The sequence below is a fragment of the Pseudomonas karstica genome (assembly GCF_009707515.1).
Taxonomy (GTDB): Bacteria; Pseudomonadota; Gammaproteobacteria; order Pseudomonadales; family Pseudomonadaceae; genus Aquipseudomonas; species Aquipseudomonas karstica.
The window spans coordinates 272,269-293,180 of the sequence record NZ_WLYI01000002.1 but is presented as its reverse complement, the minus strand read 5'-3'; the positions used below and the strand labels follow the sequence as shown (position 1 = coordinate 293,180).

The 20,912-nt window shown below is 59.8% G+C and carries 20 protein-coding genes; 11 read left to right on the top strand and 9 right to left on the bottom strand.

The features are described from left to right. Window positions 1-159: 159 nt before the first annotated feature. Window positions 160-2,796, top strand: coding sequence for an MGH1-like glycoside hydrolase domain-containing protein (locus GIR22_RS02845; protein ID WP_154741817.1), 2,637 nt, complete (start codon window positions 160-162; stop codon window positions 2,794-2,796). A gap of 50 nt (window positions 2,797-2,846) precedes the next feature. Here the strand turns inward: GIR22_RS02845 and GIR22_RS02840 are convergent, their stop codons facing one another. Together GIR22_RS02840 and GIR22_RS02835 are read right to left on the bottom strand one after the other, a co-directional pair. Next, a complete protein-coding gene (locus GIR22_RS02840) occupies window positions 2,847-3,161 on the bottom strand; it encodes an SCP2 sterol-binding domain-containing protein (protein ID WP_154741816.1) in 315 nt (104 codons plus the stop codon). Between the two features lie 55 nt (window positions 3,162-3,216). Continuing rightward, complete coding sequence (locus GIR22_RS02835) at window positions 3,217-3,927, bottom strand: histidine phosphatase family protein (RefSeq protein WP_178122051.1); 711 nt, start codon at window positions 3,925-3,927, stop codon at window positions 3,217-3,219. Window positions 3,928-4,135: 208 nt separating this feature from the next. Here GIR22_RS02835 and sohB point away from each other — a divergent pair, with 208 nt between their 5' ends. After that, complete coding sequence (sohB, locus tag GIR22_RS02830) at window positions 4,136-5,158, top strand: protease SohB (protein WP_154741815.1); 1,023 nt, start codon at window positions 4,136-4,138, stop codon at window positions 5,156-5,158. A 42-nt stretch (window positions 5,159-5,200) separates the two neighbouring features. Here sohB and dhaL read toward each other — a convergent pair whose 3' ends face one another. The 7 genes from dhaL to GIR22_RS02795 all read right to left on the bottom strand — a co-directional run bounded on the left by dhaL (window position 5,201) and on the right by GIR22_RS02795 (window position 12,539). After that, window positions 5,201-5,845, bottom strand: a complete 645-nt coding sequence (gene dhaL, locus GIR22_RS02825; RefSeq protein WP_154741814.1) for a dihydroxyacetone kinase subunit DhaL — start codon at window positions 5,843-5,845, stop codon at window positions 5,201-5,203. Between the two features lie 3 nt (window positions 5,846-5,848). Next, window positions 5,849-6,850: a dihydroxyacetone kinase subunit DhaK gene (locus GIR22_RS02820; RefSeq protein WP_154741813.1), complete on the bottom strand. Its 1,002-nt coding sequence runs from the start codon at window positions 6,848-6,850 to the stop codon at window positions 5,849-5,851. A 45-nt stretch (window positions 6,851-6,895) separates the two neighbouring features. Next, window positions 6,896-8,011, bottom strand: coding sequence for an MDR/zinc-dependent alcohol dehydrogenase-like family protein (locus GIR22_RS02815; protein WP_154741812.1), 1,116 nt, complete (start codon window positions 8,009-8,011; stop codon window positions 6,896-6,898). 28 nt (window positions 8,012-8,039) lie between these two features. After that, entirely contained in the window at window positions 8,040-8,795 is a 756-nt protein-coding gene (locus tag GIR22_RS02810; RefSeq protein ID WP_154741811.1) for an SDR family oxidoreductase, read from the bottom strand. Window positions 8,796-9,004: 209 nt separating this feature from the next. Next, window positions 9,005-10,012 carry a substrate-binding domain-containing protein gene (locus GIR22_RS02805; protein ID WP_154741810.1) on the bottom strand — a complete coding sequence of 336 codons (1,008 nt, stop codon included), beginning with the start codon at window positions 10,010-10,012 and terminating at the stop codon, window positions 9,005-9,007. 53 nt (window positions 10,013-10,065) lie between these two features. Beyond that, window positions 10,066-11,055, bottom strand: a complete 990-nt coding sequence (locus GIR22_RS02800) for an ABC transporter permease (RefSeq protein ID WP_154741809.1) — start codon at window positions 11,053-11,055, stop codon at window positions 10,066-10,068. After that, on the bottom strand, window positions 11,052-12,539 hold the full coding sequence (locus GIR22_RS02795) for a sugar ABC transporter ATP-binding protein (protein ID WP_154741808.1): 1,488 nt from the start codon (window positions 12,537-12,539) through the stop codon (window positions 11,052-11,054). Before GIR22_RS02795 ends, GIR22_RS02800 begins: the two co-directional genes overlap by 4 nt. 283 nt (window positions 12,540-12,822) lie before the next feature. On the opposite strand from GIR22_RS02795, the gene rpiB reads away from it, so the two are divergent. From rpiB to GIR22_RS02750, 9 genes are all read left to right on the top strand, one after another. After that, window positions 12,823-13,284, top strand: coding sequence for a ribose 5-phosphate isomerase B (gene rpiB, locus GIR22_RS02790; RefSeq protein WP_154741807.1), 462 nt, complete (start codon window positions 12,823-12,825; stop codon window positions 13,282-13,284). A gap of 63 nt (window positions 13,285-13,347) precedes the next feature. Further along, entirely contained in the window at window positions 13,348-14,328 is a 981-nt protein-coding gene (locus GIR22_RS02785; protein ID WP_154741806.1) for a sugar-binding transcriptional regulator, read from the top strand. A 296-nt stretch (window positions 14,329-14,624) separates the two neighbouring features. Continuing rightward, a complete protein-coding gene (locus GIR22_RS02780) occupies window positions 14,625-16,193 on the top strand; it encodes a TerC family protein (protein WP_154741805.1) in 1,569 nt (522 codons plus the stop codon). Between the two features lie 39 nt (window positions 16,194-16,232). Beyond that, window positions 16,233-17,075 carry a PhzF family phenazine biosynthesis protein gene (locus GIR22_RS02775; RefSeq protein ID WP_154741804.1) on the top strand — a complete coding sequence of 281 codons (843 nt, stop codon included), beginning with the start codon at window positions 16,233-16,235 and terminating at the stop codon, window positions 17,073-17,075. Window positions 17,076-17,351: 276 nt separating this feature from the next. Beyond that, window positions 17,352-18,200 carry a transporter substrate-binding protein gene (locus tag GIR22_RS02770; RefSeq protein WP_154741803.1) on the top strand — a complete coding sequence of 283 codons (849 nt, stop codon included), beginning with the start codon at window positions 17,352-17,354 and terminating at the stop codon, window positions 18,198-18,200. A 52-nt stretch (window positions 18,201-18,252) separates the two neighbouring features. Next, entirely contained in the window at window positions 18,253-18,915 is a 663-nt protein-coding gene (locus GIR22_RS02765; RefSeq protein ID WP_154741802.1) for an amino acid ABC transporter permease, read from the top strand. Window positions 18,916-18,924: 9 nt separating this feature from the next. Beyond that, a complete protein-coding gene (locus tag GIR22_RS02760) occupies window positions 18,925-19,587 on the top strand; it encodes an amino acid ABC transporter permease (protein ID WP_154741801.1) in 663 nt (220 codons plus the stop codon). Then, window positions 19,584-20,369, top strand: coding sequence for an amino acid ABC transporter ATP-binding protein (locus tag GIR22_RS02755; RefSeq protein WP_154741800.1), 786 nt, complete (start codon window positions 19,584-19,586; stop codon window positions 20,367-20,369). The genes GIR22_RS02760 and GIR22_RS02755 overlap by 4 nt, the downstream gene beginning before the upstream one ends. A 24-nt stretch (window positions 20,370-20,393) precedes the next feature. Then, window positions 20,394-20,783 (top strand): RidA family protein, encoded by a 390-nt coding sequence (locus GIR22_RS02750; protein ID WP_154741799.1) that lies wholly within the window; start codon window positions 20,394-20,396, stop codon window positions 20,781-20,783. Window positions 20,784-20,912 lie beyond the last annotated feature (129 nt).

Here is a 20,912-nt window from a genome sequence, read left to right as displayed (position 1 = left end):
GTTTCCACGATTTTGTTGGGCGCGTCACTGGCTTGCAAACGAAGATTCCTCGGGACTTCATTCTGCAAATGAATGAGTGGAACCTCTACGTCTTCATGTGCATCTCACCGGCGATGGGCTCTACACTGGCCTCCACCTCGGTATGTGACGGAAGACTCGATGACGGCCAAGCCTGCGACGAACATTCTGCAAACGATTGAAGGCCAGCGCCTGGCCGCCGATGATGGCGAGCGCTGGCGGCAATGGGGGCCTTACCTCAGCGAGCGGCAATGGGGCACGGTGCGCGAGGACTATAGCGCCGACGGTGATGCCTGGCGCTACTTCCCTCACGAGCACGCCCGCAGCCGCGCCTACCGCTGGGGGGAGGATGGTCTGGCGGGTTTTTCCGACAAGGCTCAACGCTGGTGCCTGGGCCTGGCGCTGTGGAATGAGCGTGACCGAATCCTCAAGGAACGCCTGTTCGGCCTGAACAACGCCGAAGGCAACCACGGCGAAGACGTCAAGGAATTGTACTTTTTCCTCGACGGCGTTCCCAGCCACGCCTATATGCGCATGCTCTACAAATACCCCCACGGGGCGTTTCCCTACGACGACCTGATCACCGAGAACGCCCGTCGCGGCCTGGAGGATGCCGAATACGAAATCCTCGACACGGGGGTCTTTGAAGACAACCGCTACTGCGACGTCAGCGTCGAATACGCCAAGCACCAGCCCGATGATCTGTTTATGCGGGTGAGCGTACACAATCGTTCGGATCAACCGACCCGTTTACAGGTATTGCCCCAGCTTTGGGCGCGCAATGACTGGAGCTGGGCAGTCGACTCGCCCAAGCCCGAAGTGCGGCTGGACGGCGAGCACGTCGTAGCCCGTCATCATGAGCTGGCGGACCGGCACCTCTGCGCCTGGGGCCAGGACGGCAGGGAGTGGCTGTTCTGCGAGAACGAAAGCAACTTCCCCAGGCTCGATGCCACACCGGCGCCGGGGCCGTTCAAGGATGGGATCAACGACTATGTCGTGGACGGTGTGGAGACGGCAATTCGCCGGGACGCGGGGACCAAGGTCGCGGCGCGTTTCATCCTTGAATTGGCCGGCCTGGAAAGCAAAATCCTGTACCTGCGGTTTGCCCCGGCAGAGGCCGCGCACGTCAATGCCCACACACTGTTCGAACAGCGCCGCCAGGAGGCCGACGATTTCTACGCGGCCCTGCAACACGGCATCATTGATGAAGACGCACGCAATGTGCAGCGCCAGGCTTTGGCTGGGTTGCTCTGGTCCAAGCAGTTGTACTACTTCGATGTGAACCAGTGGCTCGACGGTGATCCGGCCCAACCCACACCGCCGCCCGAACGCCGGCATATTCGCAATACCCATTGGCGGCACCTGTCCAATTTCGACATCCTCTCCATGCCCGATACCTGGGAATACCCGTGGTATGCCTCCTGGGACCAAGGCTTCCAGGCGGTGGCGTTTGCCCTGATCGACCCGGGTTTTGCCAAGCAACAGTTGCTGTTGCTGGTCAAGGATCGATTTATGCACCCCAATGGGCAGTTACCGGCTTACGAGTGGCGCTTCGATGACGCCAACCCGCCGGTACACGCCTGGGCCAGCTGGCGGGTGTACCAACAGGACAAGGCGCTGACCGGCGTGGGGGATATGGATTTCCTCGAACGGATCTTCCACAAGCTGCTGCTGAATTTTTCCTGGTGGGTCAACCGCAAAGACGCCGAGGGCCGCAATCTGTTTCAGGGCGGGTTCCTGGGGCTGGACAACATTGCCTTGTTCGACCGTTCGGCCACCTTACCGCCGGGTTATCAACTGGACCAGGCCGACGGCACTGCCTGGGTTGCCGCCTATGCGTTGGACCTGATGCGCATGGCCCTGGAACTGGCCAAGCGCAATGTGGTGTACGTCGATATCGCGGTGAAGTTTTTCGAGCACTTCCTGTACATCGCCGGGGCCATCAACCGAGTGGATGACAGCGCCGAAGGCTTGTGGGATGAGCAGGACCGGTTTTTCTACGACGTGCTGCACCGTCCCGACGGCCAGAGCGAACCTGTGCGCCTGCGCTCCATCGTCGGCCTGATGCCGTTGTTTGCGGTGTTGGTGCTGGAGCAGCATGAGCATGAAGGCTTGGAAGGCCTGCGTGAACGCTTGGTGGGTTTTATGAAACACCGGCCGGACCTGGCGAAACTGGTGTCGCGCTGGAACGAACCGGGCCAGGGCAATCGCCTGCTGCTGGCACTGTTGCGCGGTGAGCGCACCAAGGATTTGCTCAAACGCATGCTTGATGACGCGGAGTTCCTTTCCATTTTCGGCGTGCGCTCGCTGTCCAAGGCCTTTGCCGAGCAGCCCCTGGCGCTGAAGATGAATGGTGACACCTTGTGCGCCCGCTATACCCCGGCGGAATCCGACTCACGCTTGTACGGCGGCAACTCCAATTGGCGCGGGCCGTTGTGGATGCCGGTCAACTACATGTTGATCGAGTCGTTGCGCGAATTTCACCGTTACTACGCTGACAATTTTTCGGTGGAATACCCCACCGGCAGTGGTTACCTGTCTTCATTGGAGGACGTGGCCGACAGCCTCAGCCAACGCCTGACCCGGCTGTTCTTACGGGATGAAGATGGTCGGCGGCCGTCGATGGCCGGTTATCCGCAGTTGGAGGCGGACCCGGCCAGTCGCGACCTGGTGTTGTTCCATGAGTATTTTCATGGGGAAACCGGGCGTGGGTTGGGGGCTTCGCACCAGACGGGGTGGAGTGCATTGGTGGCCTTGTTGCTGCAGCCCAAGGCCTGAAACAAAAATCCCGTCTGAAAGACGGGATTGGTCTATCCAGGGGGCCTGGATCAGGCCGGGAACAGCTCGCTCAGCTTCATAGCCAGCATCATGTCGCCTTCGGTGCGCAATTTGCCGCCCATGAAGGCCTGCATCCCGTCGGTTTCGCCGCTGACGATGCCTTTCATGGTTTCAGCGTCCATGACCAGGGTCACTTGGGCGTTCGGGTTTTCACCTTCGAGCAGTTCGCAGGTCTTGTCCTTGACCACCAGGGAGAAGTTTTGGGTGTCGTCGATACGGAAACCGAACACCAGGTCCAGGCCTTCGGCGGCGGCTGGGTTGAATTTGGCTTTCATTGCTTCTACAGCTTTAGCTACGTCAGTCATGGTTCGATCCTTTAGGGTTGAGTCCAGTGACCTTGGGGTCACGGTTGGCCGCAGTTCACCGGAAGGTGATGAGCTGCGGCGCCTTCAGCAGTTGCAAGTGGGTATGACTGTTGAAGGAAGCCAGTGCCACCTCGCGACCACGGAATTTCAGTTGGTTGAGCGAGGTGTTGACAATTTGCCAGTTCAGTTCGAAGGCCTGGGCGGCAGGCATCCGGGTAATCAAGTGGAGCAGGGCGGTAATAGTACCGCCGGAGGTAAATACGGCGATCTTGTGGGAGTTGTCAGCCGCCTCAAGGAGGCGTTGCAAGCCGCCCTGGACCCGCTCGACAAACCCCAGCCAGCTTTCCAGGCCCGGTGGGTCATAGGTGCCGCTGAGCCAGCGTTCGATGATCAAGGCGAAAATGCGCTGGAATTCGCTGCGGTTCTGCGGGGCATTGCGCAGGATGTCCAGGGCTTCGGGTTCGCTGTCGAGCAGGTCTGGGAGCAGGGCGCGGATGATTGCGTCGGCGTCGAATTCGTTGAAGGCACTGTCGGTTTCCAGGCGGGGAACCGGCAGCCCCCGGGCGCTGAATGATTCGAAGGCAGCGCTGGCGGTGTGCTGCTGGCGACGCAGGCTACCCGATACGCAACGGTCGAAGGTCAGGCCCAGTTCTGCCAGGTGGCTGCCAAGGACTTGCGCCTGCTGCACGCCGATAGGCGACAGTACGTCATAGTCGTCTGCACCGAAGGAGGCCTGGCCATGTCGAATCAAATAGATGCTGCCCACGTCCGTTCACCCGGTACGTTGAAAGTCTGGCGAGGTTATGAGGATGCCGGGAAGCTGTCAATGAAAAAACATACGCTTGTTTTAAAAGCTCCTTGGAGCCTCGTTCCTGAAGAGCGCATCTGCTGGCGGTTTGATCACTGGCCCCACCGCAGCCGCGTCGGTATGCTTGGGTAATCCGCGCCTGGCGCACCGCATGTGAAGGAGTCTTATGGAGTTTTTGGCTGAGTACGCAAGTTTTCTGGCTAAAACGGTCACCCTGGTGGTCGCCATTCTGGTGGTCTTGATCAGCTTTGCCGCGCTGCGCAGCAAGGGTCGTCGCAAGTCGCCGGGGCAGTTGCAGGTCAGCAAGCTCAATGATTTCTACAAAGGTTTGCGTGAGCGCCTGGAGCAGACGTTGCTGGACAAGGATCAGCTCAAGGCCCTGCGCAAGTCTGAAAGCAAATCCGGGAAGAAGAGCAAGAAAAAGCCCGAGGCCAAGCCGCGGGTGTTCGTGCTGGATTTTGACGGCGACATCAAGGCCTCCGCCACTGAAAGCCTGCGCCATGAAATTACCGCGCTGCTGAGCCTGGCTACCCCCAAGGATGAAGTGGTGCTGCGCCTGGAAAGCGGCGGCGGCATGGTTCACAGCTACGGCCTGGCGTCCTCGCAACTGGCACGTATCCGCCAGGCAGGCGTACCGCTGACCGTGTGCATCGACAAGGTGGCGGCCAGCGGCGGTTACATGATGGCGTGCATCGGCGAGAAGATTATCAGCGCACCGTTCGCCATCCTGGGTTCCATTGGCGTGGTGGCGCAGTTGCCCAATGTCAACCGCCTGCTGAAAAAGCACGACATCGACTTCGAAGTGCTGACGGCCGGTGAGTACAAACGCACCCTGACGGTATTTGGTGAGAACACAGAGAAGGGCCGGGAGAAGTTCCAGGAAGACCTGGACATCACCCACCAGTTGTTCAAGAACTTCGTGTCCCGCTATCGTCCGCAACTGGCCATTGATGAAGTGGCCACCGGCGAAGTCTGGCTCGGTGTCGCGGCACTCGACAAGCAACTGGTGGACGAACTGCAAACCAGCGATGAGTACCTAGCCTCCAAGGCCAAGACTGCCGAGCTGTTTCATCTGCACTATGCCGAGCGCAAAAGCCTGCAAGAGCGGGTCGGCCTGGCGGCCAGCGGCTCGGTGGACCGGGTGCTGCTGGCCTGGTGGAGTCGCTTGACCCAACAACGGTTCTGGTAACCCGAACGTGATGATCGTTCCCATGCTGCGTGGGAACGATCATCACACCAGTCGAGGCTGCACCGAATCTGCCAACCGCGTCAGTATCAGGCAGCACGACACCGCCCCCGCATCCAGCACCCCCAGTGAACGCTCACCCAGTCGGCTGGCCCGACCGATTTTTGCCACCAGGTCCTTGGTCGAATCACGTCCTTGGGAGGCGGCACGCTTCATCGTCTCCAAGGCATCATTGAACGACGCACCGGATCCATGGGCCCGTTCAAAGGCTTCGACCGCCGGGATCAGCGTGTCCATCAAGCACTTGTCGCCGACGCCGGCCTCGGTAATGTCTTGCAAGGACGTGAGGCCGCCCCGAAGCAAGTGGGCAAAGGTCGCGGCATCAATATTCTCGCTGCTGCGCACCTCGTCGGCCATGCCAATAAACAGGCTGCCATACAACGGCCCCATGGAGCCGCCGATGCCCTCCATCAAGCTCAGGGTCAACTCATCCAGCGCTTCGGCCAGGGTCAGTTGCCGGCCCTCAATGGTGCGGCCGCAATGGGCGAAGCCCTTGGCCATGTTGATGCCATGGTCGCCGTCGCCAATGGCGCCGTCGACTTCACTAAGGTATTCGCGGTTGGCGACAATCACGCTTACCAAGTCAGCGACGATGGCGCTGCCCTCGTGGGAAGAGAAATGCTGGTTCATGGTTTATTCCGCCTGGGTCATGCCGATGGAGCGGCAAGGTTGGTCGATCAGGGTTTTCAGTTCAGCATCCAGGCCCAACAGGGTCAGGGTCACGCCCATCATTTCCAGGGACGTGAAGTAGTTGCCGACGTAGCAGCGGTGGATCTTCAAACCCTTGGCCTTGAGCTGGCTTTCAACTTCGGCGTAGAAAACATACAGCTCCATCACCGGTGTTGCGCCCAGGCCGGACACCAGCACCACCACGCTGTCGTCCTGGCTGAAATCCCTATCAGCGAGGATCGGCGCCAGCATGCGCTCGGCCATGGCGGCCGCAGATTCGATAGGCACCACTTCGATGCCCGGTTCACCGTGGTGGCCGATGCCCAGCTCCATCTGCCCGTCGGGGATCTGGAAGTTCGGCTTGCCCACCGCCGCAATGGTGCAGGGCGTAAGGCCGATGCCGATGGAGCGGCAGTGGTCGACGGCTTTCTGGGCGACGCGAATTACCCCATCCAGGTCATAGTGTTGTGCAGCGGCCGCACCGCCGACTTTCCACATGAAGATTTCCCCGGCCACTCCACGACGCTTGGCGATATCGGCCTTGGGCGCGGAGGCTACGTCGTCGTTGGCGACCACGGTGCGAACCTGCATGTTCTTGCTGGCGGCCATTTTCATTGCCAGCTTCACGTTCATGTTGTCGCCGGCGTAGTTGCCGTACAGGCAGGCCACGCCGGCACCGTGGTCGGTGGCACGAAAGGCATCGAAGAAACTTTTGGCGGTGGGCGAGGAGAAGATCTCGCCGACGGCCACGGCGTCCACCAGACCTGGGCCGACATAGCCGAGGAAGGCCGGTTCGTGGCCCGAGCCACCACCGGTGACGATGCCCACCTGGCCCTGGCTGGAAGGCTTGGCTTTGCTGATGACCCGTGGATTGGTGTCGCTCTGGCACAGCTCTGGATGGGCGACCAGAATGCCGCGCAGCATATCCTCGACGACGTGGTCTGGATCATTGATGACTCGATTCATAACGCGGTTTCCTGTGTTCTTGTTTTTAGTGTGGTATTGAACAAATCAGGGTTCGAGGACCACCTTGAGCGACTTGTCCCCACGTTCCATCACGGCAAAGGCCTCCTTGAAATCCGCCAATGCAAACTTGTGGGTCACCACGTCGCGCATGTCGATCTTGCGCTTGCCGATAAAGTCGATGGCTCGCGGGTACATGTAGGGCCCCAGGTGCGAGCCCAGCACATCCAGCTCCTTGCGGTCGCCGATGATCGACCAATCTACCGTGGCTTCATCGTTGAACACGCTGAATTCGACAAAGCGCCCCAGCTTGCGCAGCATTGCCAGGCCCTGATTGACCGCCTTGTGATGCCCGGTGGCTTCGATATAGATGTCGCAACCGTAGCCGTCGGTGATCTCGCGGATCTTCGCCAGCACATCGACCTCGGCCGGGTTCCACACTTCGTCGGCACCCATGCGCAGGGCCAGGGCGGCGCGCTCGGGTTTCATGTCGAGGACGATGAGTTTTTTCGGGTTGCGCATGCGCACCGCGCCGATGATTCCAAGGCCCAGGGTGCCGGCGCCGGCGACCACGACGATGTCATCGAAATCGACATTTGCCCGTTCGGCAGCGTGCAACGAGCAGGCCAGCGGCTCGATCAGGATCGCCTCGTCCGGGGCGATGGAGTCCGGCACTTGGTGGACGATGCCTTCCTTGGTAAAGATCATGTACTGGGCCATGGCGCCCTGGACGTTATTCTGGAAACCGTAGAGGTCGTGTTTCTGGCACATCCAGTACTGGCCGTGGTTGCAGAAACGGCAGCCCCAGCACGGCACGATCTGTTCGGAAATCACTCGGTCACCGACCTTTACCCCGCGTTTTTCGGCGCCCGGACCGAGCGCGACCACGCGGCAGACAAACTCATGACCGGGAATCATCGGAGGCTTGACGTAGCGTGGTTGCTCGGCATCGCCCCAGAACGATGGCGCGCCGCGATAGGTCTTGATATCGCCCATGCAGATACCACACAGCTCGACCTTGGTGAGGATCTCGTCGGGGCCGGGCGTCGGCACGTCGACGGTTTCCAGGCGATAGTCTTCCGGGCCATGGCAGACCACGGCCTGCATGGTCTTGGGAATAACGGGAGAAAGTTGTTCGGGCGTGCGTTCGGTAACGGTAGACATGACGATAAACCTCACGACAAAAGATGAATTACTGAATGCTGTAGCCGCCGTCGATCACCACGTTTTCTCCGGTGATCATCTTTGCGGCATCGCTGAGCAGGTACAACGCCAGCCCGGCGATTTCTTCCGGCTGGGCAAAGCGGCCCGCCGGGATCTGCAATTTGGCCCGTTCACCCAACTCGCCAGCCCAGGCTTTCTTGCCCAGGGCGGTTTCAACGATAGTGGGGGAGATGGCGTTGACGTTGATCTGAGGTGCCCATTCCATGGCCAGGACCTTGGTCATGCCGACGATGGCCGCCTTGCTTGCGCAATAGGCTACGTGGCGGTCCAGGCCGATCACCGCCGCCTGGGAGGCGAGGTTGATGATGCGTCCAGCGCCTTGGGCAAGCATGTGCCGTGCACAAGCCTGGGCCACGAAAAAACTGGCCTTGAGGTTGATGTCGAGGGTAGTGTCCCAGGCGTTTTCGGTCACATCCAAAGCCTTGTCCAGCCGGGCGACGCCGGCACTGTTGACCAGATAGTCCAGGCGTTTGAAGTGATCGAAGACGTAGTCGACAGTGCTCTGAACCTGATCGAGTTGGCGCAGGTCCAGTGCAATGCCGATGTTGCCGGCGCCGAGGCTGGCAGCGACATCGACCACGGCCGGGTCACGGTCGAGCAGGGCGACCCGTGCCCCGCGTTCCACCAGCAGGCTGGCACAGGCCAGGCCGATTCCGGCGGCCCCGCCGGTGATCACGGCGCAACGGCCGGTGAGGTCGAAGGCCTGATTCCAGAATCCAGACATGTGAGTGACTCCAATGTTGAACGCGGTGGAGATCAAATGGTGGGAGCGGGCTTGCTCGCGAAGGCATTTGTAGCCGCTGCCGAGGCACGAGGCTGCGATGGGCTGCGCAGCGGCCCCAGGGGCGGTCCTGCGGACACGCATCGCAGCCTCGTGCCTCGGCAGCGGCTACAACCGCCGTCGCACCGGCGCTGCCACATTTTGACTGTGTACTACTTGGTGCCACTGACTTGCTGATACAGCGCATCCGCATTGGCATTGGTCACGGGCACCCATGGCAGGATGTAGTTCTTGTCGGTACCGTCGCCCCATTTCACGTCCTTGGCGTAACGCTCCCAGATCACTGACTGCGGTTTGTAATCCTTGCCGGCCAATGCACGCAGGGCTACGTCGAGGGCGCCTTGGGATTGGGCCTGGGCGTCTTGCAGGAAAGTGGTGACTTCATCTTTTTTTGCCGCCTGGATCGCATCCGGCATGCCATCGATGGAGGTGACGGGAACATCCTTGGAGGACAGCCCATGGGACTTCAACGCCTGCACAGCACCGAGGGCCATATCGTCGTTCTGTGCAATGACTCCGTTGATGCCTTTGGGGTGGGCGTTCAGCCAGTCTTCCGTCAAGGTCAGTGCCTGGGCGCGGTCCCAGTTGGCGGTCTTCTTCTCGATGATTTTGATGTCAGGGTGCTTGTCGAGCACTTCCATCTCACCTTTTTCGCGGTCGATCTGTGCCGACTGACCGATCGGGCCCTGGATGATCACCACATTGCCGCGGCCCTTGATCTTGTCGACCATGGCCTGGGCCTGGAGCCGGCCGCCTTCCACGTCGTCGTTACCTACATAAGGCACCTCGGCGTCGGCCACCTTGGCGTTGGATGCAATGACGACCACATCGTTGGCCATAGCCTGCTTCACGGTGCCAACGCCGGCCTTGGTGTCGATCGGCACAAAGAGGATGGCGTCGTAGTGTTGGGTGACCATGTTTTCGATCTGGTTGTTCTGGGTCAGTGCATCGTAGTTGCCGTCGAATACGGTCAACTTCACGGTGCCGTCCTTGACCGCCGGGTGTTCCTTCAGCTCGCGGACCCAGTTCTGCATGAACTGGCCCTTGAGACCGTAGACGGCGGCGCCGATCTTGTAGGTCTTGCCCTCGGCGGCGAGGGTGATGCTGCTGGCGAGCAGGGAGAGCGCCGCGACGGCGGCTAAAGTCGTACCGAATTTCATGATGAGAACTCCGTTATTGTTGTAGTCAGTCGTTCATTTTCGAGAAAAAGGGACTAGCGTTTTTTCTTGCGCCACACGTCAATCAGTACTGCGAGCACGATGATCAGGCCCTTGGCGACCTGCTGGTAATAGGAGGACACGCCGAGCAGGTTCAGGCCGTTGTTGATCACCCCGATCAGCAGGGCGCCGAACAACGTGCCGACAATACTGCCGGTACCACCGGAGAGGCTGGTGCCGCCAATCACCACGGCGGCGATAGCGTCCAGTTCGTAAGACATACCGGCCTGGGGCAGGGCAGAGGTGGTGCGTGCCGACAACACCACGCCGGCCAATCCGGCGAGCATCCCAGACACCACGTACACCGAAAACATCACCTTGCGCACGCCGATCCCCGAGGTGCGTGCGCTCTTCTCGTTGCCGCCTACCGCATACACATAGCGGCCATAGGTGGTGTAGCGCAGCACCATCCAGAAAATCAGCGCGACCACGGCGAAGATGATGATCGGCACGCCAATCGGCCCGAGCTTGCCGATACCCAGGGCCAGGTAGGCCGGGGGCAGGTCGGTGACCGGGCTGCCGTCGTTGAGGATGAAGGTCATGCCCCGGGCGACGCTGAGCATGCCGAGAGTGGCAACAAAGGGCGGTATCGACAGGTTGGCGACCATGAACCCGTTGACCACCCCGAGCATGGCTCCGGCAAACATCCCGGCGCTGACCGCCGCCAGCAGGCCGTAGCCTTGGGTGGCCACCAACGCGCTGCACAACCCGGCAAAGGCCAGGATCGATCCCACCGACAGGTCGATGCCCTTGGTCAAGATCACGTAGGTCATGCCCACGGCCAGGATGCCGTTGATGGAAGTCTGGCGCAGGATGTCCATCCAGTTGCGCCAGGTCATGAAGTATTCGCTGGCAAAGGCCATCACCACGCACAGCAGGATAAACACCAGCGGCAGGCCGAAACGGTCGAGGGAAAGACGCAGGCGGCTGCGGGGCGCAGCTGTTACGGGGGTGGCGGCGGGTGTAGAAAGTGTTTTGGCATTCATGAGGCAAGACTCAACAAGGCTTCCTGGGAAAGGGCGGTGTCAGTGCTGATGGTGACCAGTCGTCCGCCCTTGAATACAGCGATGCGATCGCTCAGATGCAGCAGCTCGGGGGCTTCCGACGACACCACGATGGCTGCGCCGCCGGCGCGCACGAACTGGTCCAGCAGGTGATAGATCTCCTGCTTGGCGCCTTCATCAATGCCTCGGGTCGGCTCATCGCAGAGCAGGCAGATCGGCTGGGTCGACAGGCATTTGGCAAGCACCACTTTCTGTTGGTTGCCGCCGCTCATGGACTCCACTGGCAGTTCCAGGGAGGTGGTCTTGATCTGCAGGCGCTTGACCATGTCCTGGGCCAGTTGGTTTTCCTTGCGCGCATTGATCAGTGACCAATTCGACAGCTGTTTGTAGGCCGACAGCGCGATGTTGGAGAGGATGCTGGAGCTGAGCACCAGGCCGCTGTCTTTACGGTCTTCGGTGACCAGGGACATGCCGGCGCGGATGGTCGCCTTGGGCAGGCCTACGGGCATGGGTTTGCCTTGCAGGGTGACGCTGCCGGAGTCGGGGGTGGTCAGGCCGTAAATGCAGTTGAGGAACTCGCTGCGACCTGAACCCATCAGCCCATAGATGCCGAGAATTTCGCCCTGGCGCAGTTGCAGGCTGATGTCCTGGAACTCTCCGGTGCGGCTCAGGCTGTCGACATCCAGGCAGCACTCGGCGGCGCACTCGCGGCCGACCTTATGGTCGATGCGAGTGAGTTCCTGGCCAACGATGCCGCGCACCAGATGCGCACGGTCAATATCGGCCATGCGCCCGGTTTCAACGAAGGCGCCGTCGCGAAAGATGCTGTAGTCGTCGGCAATGTGCGCCAGTTCGCTGAGGCGATGGGACACGTAGACAATGCCGGCGCCACGGGCCGTGAGGCGACGGATGGCTTTGAATAGGGTTTGTGCTTCGCGCTCGCCAATGGCGGAGGTGGGCTCGTCCATGATCATCACTTGGCAGTCATGGCTGAATGCTTTGGCAATCTCCACCAGTTGGATCTGCGCCACGCTCAGGCGGTGCATGGGGCTGGTGGCGTCCACGTCGAACTCCAGGCTCTCGAGCAGCTCGCGAGTGCGCCGATTCAATGCCTTGTTGTCGACAATACAGCCGGCGCGGCGCGGTTCACGGCCCAGCCAGATGTTTTCGGCGACGGTCATGTAGGGAATCGGTTCCAGTTCCTGGGTGATCATCGCGACCCCCGCCGCCAGGGCTTCACTGGGCCGATGAAAGTGCACTGGCGAGCCGTTGAGCAAGATGCTGCCGGCATCACGCTGGGTGATGCCCATCAGGATGCTCAGGAAAGTCGATTTGCCTGCCCCATTGCCGCCGCACAAAGCGTGCACGCTGCCGGCTCGCAGAGAGAGGCGCCCGTCACGCAGGGCAGGAATCCCGGCGTAAGCCTTGGCGACGTGTTCAGCCTGGAGCAGTAATGGCGTGACCATCGGCGTGTCCTCGTGCTGTGAGTTCTTATTAGGGGGCGCAGTCATGTGTTGCTGTGATCATATGTGTATCAAATGAAATTCTGATCAGTCAATCTCTTTCATGGAAAAGATGTAAAAGCGCCTTTTTCCTAGGTCTTTGCCCTTTTATAGGGGGTTGACTGCTGGGTCAGTTAAATCTTGCTTGACAGGAAGGAGTGAATGTTTGAGAAATGACTGATAGAAATTTCATTGAATGATCAAATGATCGGCCTTAAGTAAGGCCACTGCAGCGGAGCCAAACGCCATGAACACACCTTTCCCGGTGGCTATCGGATGCGATGAAGCAGGTTACGAGCTCAAAGAACTGTTGAGGTGCCATATCGAAGCGTTGGGGTATGTGGTGACTGACTTCGGCACTTATTCCACGGCGCCGGTGCTCTACCCGGATATCGCCCTGGTGGTGGCCAAGGCGATCAATGCCGGGCAGCAACGGCTGGGGGTGTTGGTGTGTGGCACGGGGATTGGCATGGCCATTTCCGCCAACAAGGTTTTGGGGATTCGTGCGGCCCAGGCCCATGACACCTATTCGGCGGAGCGGGCGCGCAAGAGCAACGATGCGCAGATCCTGTCCATTGGGGCGCGGGTGGTCGGTGTGGAACTGGCGAAAAGCATCGTCAAATCGTTCCTGGAATCGGAGTTCGAAGCGGCGCGCTCCGGGGCCAAGGTTGATCGCATCACTGCGATCGAGCGTGACGGGCATCAATAGTGGACGGGACAGGGCTATAGTCGGGAGAATGTGTCTTTGATGCCGAAACGGAAGCCCGTGCCCATGAGTGACAGTACCCAGCGCATTGCCAGCGATATCGATCGGATGACCGAAGTGGCGATGCTCTATTACCTTGAGAACGTCACTCAGGAAGCCATCGCCAAGCGTTTCGACCTGTCCCGGGCCAAGGTCAGCCGTCTGCTCAAGCGCGCACGGGATGAAGGGATTGTCGAGGTGCGGGTGCTGCAGCATCCGGCGATGAATAACGAGCTGGAACAGGCGCTGGTAGAGCGCTTCCAGCTGGATCGTGCGTTGATCGCAGTGGACCACAGCGACCCCGATACCCAGCGCTCGGCCGTCGCCAGCCTGGTGGCCAACTACCTGAACAAGACGTTGAGCGACGGCATGATTGTCGCGGTCGGTATGGGCCGTAATGTGGGCGCGGTTGCCGACAACGTGTTTTTACCGGTGATCCGCAACTGCACCTTTGTCTGCGCTATCGGCGGTTCGCTCAAGGCTGGCGAATATATGAACCCCGACCATATTTGCCGACGCCTGGCCCTGCGTTTTGGGGGGGAGAGTGAAAGCCTGTATGCCCCGGCCCTGGTGGCCAACCCGGAGCTGCGTGGGGTGCTGATCAGCAACGACACCGTGCGTTCTACCCTGGACCGCGCTCGCCGCGCCGACATGGCGTTGATCGGCATTGGCGACATGAGCGAAAACAGCAACATGGTGCGCATGGGTTGGTTCTCACCCCAGGAAATTGCCCAGGCCCGGTTGTCCGGTACGGTGGGTGACATGATGGGTTATGACTTCATTGATATCCACGGCCAGCCGGCGGTCAATGCCATCCAGGGTCGGGTGATCGGCTTGACCGTGCAGGAGCTGTTTCGGATTCCCGATGTGGTGGCGATTGCCAGTGAAAACACCAAGGCGGCGGCGACCCTTGGGGCGCTGCGCTCCGGTGTGGTCAATACCCTGGCGACCACAGTGACCAATGCTCATACCATCCTGGCCCTCGACGACGCGACCCGAAAAAGCTGACACGACGCGATCGTTCCCGCGCAGTGCGTGGGAACGATCAAGCGGTGTGGGCTTGTTACAAATTTTGTAATGGTTTTGCGTTGTAGGAAATTTGGCTTTCAGTTGTACGATTCAAATCCTTTTTCCGCTACAGGATTTGCATGAACACCCTCTCGGAGCCTCCCAGTCGTCTTTCCCCAAGACAGGTGCTGTTGTTCCCGCTGAAACATCCCGTATTTCGACTGCTAACCTTTTCCGGTCTTCTGGCCGTGCCTTGCCGTGCCCGGCATTCTGAAATTTTTTAAAGAGAAACTGATATGGAATGGTTAGCGGATCCAACGGCCTGGCTCGGGCTGTTGACCTTGATTGTGCTGGAGTTGGTTCTGGGTATCGACAACCTGGTGTTTATCGCGATCCTGGCGGACAAATTGCCGCCGGAGCAGCGCGACCGTGCGCGGCTGATCGGCCTGTCCCTGGCATTGTTGATGCGCCTGGGCCTGCTGGCGAGTATCTCCTGGCTGGTGACCCTGACCCAACCGTTGTTCGAGGTGTTCGACAAGAGCTTCTCCGGTCGTGACTTGATCATGTTGTTCGGGGGTGTGTTCCTGCTGTTCAAGGCCACTATGGAATTGCATGAGCGCCTTGAAGGACACATCAGCCAGCGCACCGGCAATGCCGCCTACGCAATGTTCTGGCCCATCGTGGCGCAGATCGTTGTGCTGGATGCGGTGTTCTCCCTTGATGCGGTGATCACCGCTGTGGGCATGGTGGACGAACTGGCGGTGATGATGATTGCCGTGATCATTTCCATCGGCCTGATGATTATCGCCAGCAAGCCGCTGACCCGCTTCGTCAATGCGCACCCGACGGTGATCATGCTGTGCCTGGGCTTTTTGATGATGATCGGTTTCGCCCTGACTGCCGAAGGCCTGGGCTTCCATATTCCCAAGGGTTACCTGTACGCGGCCATTGGTTTCTCGATCCTGATCGAAGTGTTCAACCAGATCGCCCGGGCCCGTCGCAAGAAGTCTGTCCAGGGCGCGCGGCCGATACGTGAGCGCACGGCTCATGCGGTGATGCGTTTGTTGGGCGGTCGGACCCTGGCGGTGGAGGAAGTGGGTGAAGAAGTGGCTGACTTGCTGGGTGAAACGGATACCAACCAAGGCCCGCTGTTCGACCGTCGCGAGCGGGTGATGATCAGTGGCGTGCTGCAATTGGCCGAGCGGCCGATCCGCAGCCTGATGACCCCGCGCGCCCATGTCGACACTATCGATCTGGCGGACGATGCCGATACGATCCGCCTGAAGTTGATGCATTCGTCCTACTCGCGGCTGCCGCTGATCCGCAATGGCGCGATCGACGAGCCGTTGGGCTTCGTGCACAAGAAAGAACTGCTCAAGGAATACTTGGGCGGCAACGAGCCCAACCTTGAGCATCTGGCACGCCGGGCGGTCAATCTGCTGGAGAGTTTCTCGATTCTTAACGCTCTGGAGCAGATGCGCCAGGAGTCGACCCATATCGCCTTCGTGATCAACGAATTTGGCGACTTCATGGGGGTGTTGAGCATGACCGACATCCTCGAATCCATCGCCGGTGAATTGCCCGATGCGAGTGAAATCGAGGGCCCGGATATGGTTGAAGAGGAGGGTGGCTTCAAGGTCGGCGGGGCCCTGAATCTCAACCTGATTCGCCAGCGTACCGGCTTCAGGGCCGTGGAGACTGAGGATTACCAGACCTTGGCCGGCTTGGTCATGAGCTTGCTGGACCGTTTGCCGGTGGTGGGCGACAGTCTCGATCATGAAGGCTGGCGCCTGACGGTGGTGGCGGTGGAAGAGCGGCGGGTGACCCAGGTTCGCCTGGTTCCCTTGAATGCGCAGGTTCGATAGGATCACAAGCCTGCCAACTTCTCCCTGAGGCCAAGAGCAATGATCCTGGACGTCTTGAAAATCGCAGCGTTTTCCGATGGCGCGCAAGGCGGTAACCCCGCCGGCGTATGGATCGGCGATACGCTGCCGCAAGTCGATGAGATGCAGCAGACTGCCCATGCAGTGGGCTTTTCGGAAACAGTGTTTGCCTGCCCTCAAGGAGAAGGTTGGCGCGTGCGCTACTTCTCGCCGGAAACCGAAGTACCGTTTTGTGGGCATGCCACCATTGCGTTGGGGGCTGCGTTGAGCCTGGCGCTGGGTGATGGTGAGTTTCACCTGGCCTTGAACAATGGCGACATCACTGTCAGTGGTCGTAGTGCAGGTTCGCTGATCGAAGCCGCCCTGCAATCGCCGCCCACCCGTAGCGGGCCGGCCAGTGATGCTCTGGTGGCGGCTGGCCTGGCGTTGTTTGGCTACAGTCGCAATGACTTGGACCCGAGCCTGCCGCCTGCACTGATCAATGGCGGGGCGACTCATTTGATACTGGCCCTCGACAGCCGTGCCAAGCTCAGCCAGATGCGCTATGAGTTGGATGCCGGCCGGCGTTTCATGACGGACGCCGGGTTGGTCACTGTGCTGTTGGTATTCGCCGAAGGGCCGACGTTGTTTCATACCCGCAACCCGTTTGCTTCGGGCGGCGTGTATGAAGACCCGGCCACTGGCGCGGCCACGGCGGCCTTTGCCGGCTACCTGCGGGACCTTCAGTGGCCTCACGAGGGCTGCATCAATATTGTCCAGGGCGAGGACATGGGCAGCCGTTCGCGGTTACAGGCGCAGATTACCGATGAGACGGGGGCGTCGATCCGTGTGTCGGGAACGGCGCGGCTGATGTTGGAGGACTGACGCTTACTCACCTTTTCAAGCATTGGGTGCGCGGTAACGTTACGTTCGCGCACTTAAATGTCGCCTGTCACCGGTGTGTGGCCAACGGTAGCAATGTGACTCCAGCTATTTGGCCGGACGCTGTCTCGATTATTAATTCTTATCTCCCTGAATTTTAAAGCGTTAATTCGTTTCGTAGTTTTTCTACGAGCGCTATGGCACACTTTCTGCTGTCTATTCCGTTGTTACATACCAAGTTCCGGTATAGCGGAATACACAACTTCTGGAGTGCTTGTCATGCAGCAACGACCTTCCGTGTTTAAAGCATGTGTTTTTCTCTTCGCCGCATCGGCTTCCATCGCAGGCTTCGTGCAGGCGGCGGACAGCAAGCTCGACAGTGTGCTCGCCCGTGGGCACCTGATCGTGGGTACAGGCAGTACCAATGCGCCGTGGCACTTCCAGGGAGCGGATGGCAAGTTGCAAGGTTTTGATATCGACATCGGCCGCATGGTGGCCAAGGGTCTGTTCAATGACCCAACCAAGGTCGAGTTTGTGGTGCAGTCCTCCGACGCGCGCATTCCCAACCTGTTGACCGACAAGGTCGACATGAGCTGCCAATTCATCACCGTCACTGCCAGTCGTGCGCAGCAAGTGGCATTTACCCTGCCGTACTACCGCGAAGGTGTCGGCCTGCTGCTGCCGGCCAACAGCAAATACAAGGAAATCGAAGACCTGCAGGCGGCGGGCGACGGCGTCACCGTGGCGGTGCTGCAAAACGTCTACGCCGAAGAACTGGTGCACCAGGCGCTGCCCAAGGCCACGGTCGACCAGTACGACAGCGTCGACCTGATGTACCAGGCCGTGAACTCTGGCCGCGCCGACGCCGCCGCCACCGACCAGTCTTCGGTCAAGTACCTGATGGTGCAAAACCCTGGCCGCTACCGCAGCCCGACTTACGCCTGGAGCCCGCAAACCTACGCCTGCGCCGTCAAGCGTGGCGACCAGGACTGGCTGAACTTCGTCAACACCGCGCTGCATGAAGCCATGACCGGGGTGGAATTCCCGACCTACAAGGCGTCGTTCAAGCAGTGGTTTGGTGTGGACCTGCCAGAGCCGGCGATTGGTTTTCCGGTCGAATTCAAATGATATGTGAGCGCGGGGCGCGGTTAATGGCGCCCCGGATAAGGTACTGCCGACCATGAACTATCAGTTGAATTTTGCCGCCGTCTGGCGCGATTTCGACACCTTGCTGGCGGGGCTCGGCCTGGGCCTTCAGTTAGCATTGCTGTCGATCGCCATCGGTTGCGTGATTGGCCTGCTGATGGCCTTTGCCATGCTGTCCAGGCACCGTGCGCTGCGAATCCTGGCGTCGGTGTATGTGACGGTGATCCGCAATACGCCGATCCTGGTGCTGATCCTGTTGATCTACTTCGCCTTGCCGAGCCTGGGGATTCGCCTGGACAAGATTCCCTCGTTCATTGTCACCCTGTCGCTATACGCCGGAGCCTATCTGACCGAAGTGTTCCGCGCCGGGTTGTTGAACATTCCCAAGGGCTTGCGTGAGGCAGGGTTGGCCATCGGTTTGGGCGAATGGCGCATCCGTGCCTATATCACCGTGCCGGTGATGCTGCGCAACGTGTTGCCGGCGCTGTCGAACAACTTTATCTCGCTGTTCAAGGACACCTCGCTGGCAGCCGCGATTGCGGTGCCGGAGCTGACCTATTACGCCCGCAAGATCAACGTCGAAAGCTACCGGGTAATTGAAACCTGGATGGTCACGACTGCGCTCTACGTGGCTGCCTGTTACCTCATCGCCATGCTGCTCCGTTACCTGGAACAGCGTCTGGCGATCCGTCGCTAAGGAGTTTCCATGTACGAAGCCCCCAGCTGGCTGCATGAGTTGTGGATCGCCCGGGAAACCCTCTGGGCAGGATTTCAGGCCAGCGTGTATGTCTCGGTCCTGGCGATTATCTTCGGCACCTTGATCGGTATCGTTGCTGGGTTGGTGCTGACCTATGGCAAGTTCTGGATGCGTGCGCCGTTCCGTCTGTATGTCGATCTGATCCGTGGTACGCCGGTGTTTGTGCTGGTGTTGGCCTGTTTTTATATGCTCCCGGCGCTCGGGTGGCAGATCACGGCGTTCCAGGCCGGCGCGGTAGGCCTGACGCTGTTTTGCGGCTCCCATGTCGCGGAAATCGTGCGCGGTTCGCTGCAAGCCATCCCCCGTGGGCAACTGGAAGCCGGCAAGGCCATTGGCCTGACGTTTTACCAGTCCCTGGGCTATGTGCTGTTGCCCCAGGCGTTGCGGCAGATCTTGCCGACCTGGGTCAACTCGTCCACGGAAATCGTCAAGGCCTCGACCCTGCTGTCGGTGATCGGGGTGGCCGAATTGCTCCTCAGTACCCAACAGGTGATCGCCCGGACCTTCATGACCCTGGAGTTTTACCTGTTTGCCGGTTTTCTGTTTTTTGTCATCAACTACGCCATCGAGTTATTCGGGCGCTACATTGAAAAGCGGGTGGCCTTGCCATGACTCAATCTCACACTGCAACGCAGCCACTGCTGAACATCAGCGGCCTGCGTAAACAATACGGCCCGGTGGAGGTGCTCAAGGGTGTCGACCTGTCCATGCAGCGCGGCAACGTGGTGACGCTGATCGGCTCCAGCGGCTCGGGCAAGACCACGCTGCTGAGGTGCGTCAACCTGCTGGAAGAGTTCCAGGGCGGGCAGATCACCCTGGATGGCGAGTCTATTGGCTACAGTGAAATCGCCGGCAAGCGCGTACGCCACCCGGAAAAAGTCATCGCCCAGCATCGGGCCATGACCGGCATGGCGTTCCAGCAGTTCAACCTGTTCCCTCATTTGACGGCGTTGCAGAACGTCACACTTGGCCTGCTCAAGGTCAAGAAAATGGCCAGGGATGAAGCGGTGGCGCTGGCGGAGAAATGGCTGGAGCGTGTCGGCCTGCTGGAGCGACGCAATCACTTTCCCGGTCAGTTGTCCGGTGGCCAGCAGCAGCGCGTGGCGATCGCCCGGGCCATCGCCATGAACCCCAGCTTGATGCTATTCGACGAAGTGACCTCGGCGCTCGACCCGGAGTTGGTGGGAGAAGTGCTCAGCGTGATCAAGGGCCTGGCGGAAGAAGGTATGACTATGTTGCTGGTGACCCACGAGATGCGCTTTGCCTATGAGGTTTCGGACAAGATCGTATTCATGAACCAGGGCCGTATTGAAGAGCAGGGGCCGCCGAAGGACATCTTTGAACGTGCGCAATCGCCACGGTTGGCAGAATTCCTCAAGAACATTCGTTTTTAAACGCTTTTTATCAGGAGATATTTTATGAGCATTACTCGTTACGGCGCCGGCAGCACCGCCGGCGGTGGCCAGCCACGCCCTTTCGCTCGCGCCGTGGAAGCAGATGGCTGGTTGTACGTGTCGGGCCAGGTGCCGGCGGTAGACGGCGAAATCATCCAGGGCGGGATCGTCGAGCAAACCCGCCAGACCATGCGCAATCTGGTCGCCATTCTGGAAGAGGCCGGCTATGCGCTCGAGGACGTGGTGCGCGTCGGCGTGTGGCTGGAAGACCCACGGGACTTCTGGAGTTTCAACAAGGTATTTGGTGAGTACTTCAGCCCCGAACATGCGCCGGCGCGAGCCTGTGTACAGGCAAACATGATGGTCGATTGCAAGGTTGAGATTGATTGCGTGGCCTACAAGAAAAAAGGCTAAATGAGCGTTCCCATGCTCCGCGTGGGAACGCCGCCCTGGACGCTCTGCGCCCGCTTTTGTGACGCAGGGCGTCACGGTATGCATTCCCACGCAGAACGTGGGAATGCTCATTTGTAACGGGACCTGACA